4 protein-coding genes are annotated in these 3206 nt (G+C 73.5%); all 4 read right to left on the bottom strand.

Going from position 1 to position 3206, the window contains the following annotated elements; all coding sequences use genetic code 11:
- Positions 1-590: STAS domain-containing protein (locus KBX34_RS32755; RefSeq protein ID WP_210928943.1), on the bottom strand; the 590-nt coding region annotated here is incomplete at its 3' end.
- 90 nt (positions 591-680) lie between these two features.
- On the bottom strand, positions 681-1139 hold the full coding sequence (locus KBX34_RS32750) for a DUF4383 domain-containing protein (RefSeq protein WP_210794167.1): 459 nt from the start codon (positions 1137-1139) through the stop codon (positions 681-683).
- A 108-nt stretch (positions 1140-1247) separates the two neighbouring features.
- Positions 1248-2405: a glycosyltransferase gene (locus KBX34_RS32745; RefSeq protein ID WP_088948017.1), complete on the bottom strand. Its 1158-nt coding sequence runs from the start codon at positions 2403-2405 to the stop codon at positions 1248-1250.
- 22 nt (positions 2406-2427) lie between these two features.
- A partial coding sequence (locus KBX34_RS32740) for a glucosyl-3-phosphoglycerate synthase (protein ID WP_210928942.1) occupies positions 2428-3206 on the bottom strand: 779 nt, incomplete at its 5' end.

Here is a 3206-nt window from a genome sequence, read left to right as displayed (position 1 = left end):
GCGCTGCTGCCGTCCACCACGGCCAGGTGCAGATACGGCCGGCGCAGGGTCACCGTCACCTGCATTGGCGTGCCGGCGTGCCGGACCACGTTGCCGACCAGTTCGCTGAGCACCAGGGCCGCCGGGCCGGACGCGTCCGGCAGATTCCAGCGCGCGCACGCCTCGGTGACCAGCTCCCGGGCTCGCCGGCAGGCGCCGGCAACGGGCTCCAGTCGCGCCCGCATCCGCAATGGGGACGTCGTGCCCGCCACCCGGGTCGCCTCCGCGCAGTCGGGGGACACCGGGACCACCCGGCACGTCGTCGACTCGGACAGCCAACGGGCGGCGACCGGCGACGGGCAACAGAGCACCACCGGCACGCCCGGCCATTCCTCGGCCCGACGGGCCGTCGCGGCGAAGACGGACAGGGCCAGCCGGTCCTTGACGTCGACCTCGGCCATGTCGACCACCAGCGCGTCCGGCTGGTCGACCAGTGCGTCGCGGAGCGCGTGGTGCACCGACCGCATGGTGCCCAGGTCCAGGGCGCCGGTGAGTCGGACGACCGCCACCGGTGCCGTGGTGCGCACCTCGCAGGTGATCCGGCTCGACATTGGTGCCCTCGATTCGCTGCGGGGTCGGGATCTCACCACTACCCGAGGTCGAAGCGGATCAAACGGGCCCCGTGCCGAGGGCGAGGCAGGTCACCGACGGGGTCGCCCGGTCAGCAGGCCCAACGCGATCATGCCGATGCCCAGGCCCAGGTGCAGCCAGTCGTCGGCGTCGTTCACCGGCAGTACGTTCGCCCCGGTGTCGTGGTCCACCGCCAGTCCGTACAGCCAGAGCACCAGGTAGACGGCTCCGCCGCCGACCAGGAACGCCCGCGCGCCGGTGATCGTCCGCGCCAGCACCAGACCCGCCACCCCGAACGCCAGGTGCACCAGGTTGTGCAGCACCGACACCTGGAAGACGCCGAACAGGAAGGCGCCCGAGCCGTGGCCGGCGAAGCGCAGGTTGTCCGTGCCGCTGGTGATCCCCGGCACGAAGCCGAGCACACCGATCAGCAGGAACAGCACCCCGACCGTCGCCGCCGCCCGCCGGACCAGCGGCTTGCCGTCGGCCGGGTTGGGTCGGGCCCGGGAGTGGGCCATTGGTCCGACCATTCCCGGCTCCTCGCTGCGCGGCGGGCATGAGCGTTGCCGCCTACCCGCTGCGGCCGCCGACAAACCGCCGCCCCGTCACCGGCCGCCCAGAAACCGCCGCGCCTACGCTCAGGCCGGCAGCAGCCTCGGCGCGCTGGACAGCTTGCGGACCCGCTCGTACAGCTCGACGTAGCGCTGGGCCATCACCGCCGGGGTGAACCGCTGCGCGGCCACCCGCCGGCACTCGTCGGGATCGAGCAGGTCGGCGGCGACCACGAGGTCGCCCAGCTCCTCCTCGTCGGTGGTGAGCAGCCCGGTGCGGCCGTGCTCGATCAGCTCCGGCAGGCAGCCCCGGGCGGTCGCCACCACCGGCGTGCCCAGGGCGAGTGACTCGACCACCGCCGTGCCACCGGGCTCCTCCCAGCGCAACGGGAACAGCGACGCGCGGGCGCTGGCGAGCAGGTCGTCCCGCTCCTGACCGGCCACGGTGCCGATCCAGCGGACCAGGTCACCGTCGACGTGCGGCGCCACCTCGTCGAGGAAGAACCGCACGTCCGGGTTCTGCCGGGCCTCGTCGCCCGCGGCGGCCAGATCGGCCGGCCGATGGTACGGGCCGACCGGCCCCGCCAGGACCAGTGGGAACCCGACCCGGTGTGCCAGCCGGGCACCCACGTCCTGCCCCTTGCCCGGGTTGATCCGGCCGAGGATGAGCAGGTGCTCGCCCTTCTCCGGTCGGGGCCGCCGGTCGGCGTCCACGGCCAGGGGGGTGGACAGGTGCACGTGCCCCACCGAGTGCTCCCGCAACGCGAGCGGGGCGCGGGCCAGCTGCGACGCGGAGACACCGTTGACCCGGACCCGGTCACCGCCGTCCAGCCCGCCGTAGAGCGCGGGGTGCTTGGCCAGGTCCCAGTGCAGGGTGTGCAGGGTCGGCGGGCCGGCGGGACCCATCGCGGCGAGAGTGGCCAGGCCGACCGCCTCCACGTGGTCGTGCACCAGGTCGATGTCGTCGCGGGAGTGCAGCTCGCGGACCACACCGGCCAGGTGCGCCTGGGCGATCCCGCAGACCTGGTTGTACGGCCGTTGCAACGCCGCGAACTGCCCGTCGTCGAAGACCGACATCTGTTCGTCCACCGGCAGGGTGCTGCTGCCCACCGAGGCGAGCACCACCCGGACGCCGAGTCGCCGCAGCTCCGGCACCAGCGTGGCGATCACGTTCTCGATGCCGCCGTAACCGGGCGGCGGCACGGACAGCCACGGACCGGCGTTCATCAACACGGTGAGGCTCATCGCGCTCGTCCCTTCCTGGCGTTCACGCGGCGGCCACCCGGCGACGGGGCACGCGGTGGCGCAGTTCGGCCAGCGGCGGGCGTTCCTCGATGGACACGTCGCTGACCACGATCTCCCGGTCCAGGTGCGGCAGCGTGTCCGACCCACCGCGACGGAACTGGGTCAGCAACGCCTCCGGCGTCGCGCCGGGGACCGCCCAGCCGCGCCGCTGCAACCGGGACCAGGCCGTCAGCATGATCTGGGCGGACATTCGGCCAAGGGCGGCCGTGTCCTGGTGGCGGTGCTTGCGCTCGCCCAGGTCGACCTGGGCCAACGCGTCCAGCCCGACCAGCTCCAGCAGGTCGATCAGCATAGCCGTCTCCACGCCGTAACCGGAGACGAACGGCACCCGGGCCAGCACGTCACGGCGGCCGGCGTACTCGCCGGCCAGCGGCTGCACGAAGCCGGCCAGCTCGGGCCAGAAGAGGTTGAGCAGCGGGCGGGCCATCAGCTCGGTCACCCGGCCCCCGCCGTCCGGCTCCACGCTGGCGCTGCCCACCAGCGGGCGATGGTAGAAGCCCTTCACGAAGTCCACCGACGGGTCGGTGAGCAGTGGGCCGAGCAGCCCGCTCACGAAGTGCGGCCGGAACTCCCGCAGGTCGGCGTCGATGAACGCCACCACGTCCCCTTCGGCGGCGGCGAGCCCGGCCCAGAGCGCGTCGCCCTTACCGGTGAGCTGCGGCAGCCCTCGGGTCATCTCGTCCTGACTGACCACCTCCGCGCCGGCGGCACGGGCCACCTGCGCGGTGCGGTCGGTCGACC

The organism is Micromonospora sp. M61 (assembly GCF_018070245.1).
Taxonomy (GTDB): domain Bacteria; phylum Actinomycetota; class Actinomycetes; order Mycobacteriales; family Micromonosporaceae; genus Micromonospora; species Micromonospora zamorensis.
Note: the sequence above shows the minus strand (reverse complement) of the source record. Positions and strands in the feature narration are given on the sequence as shown.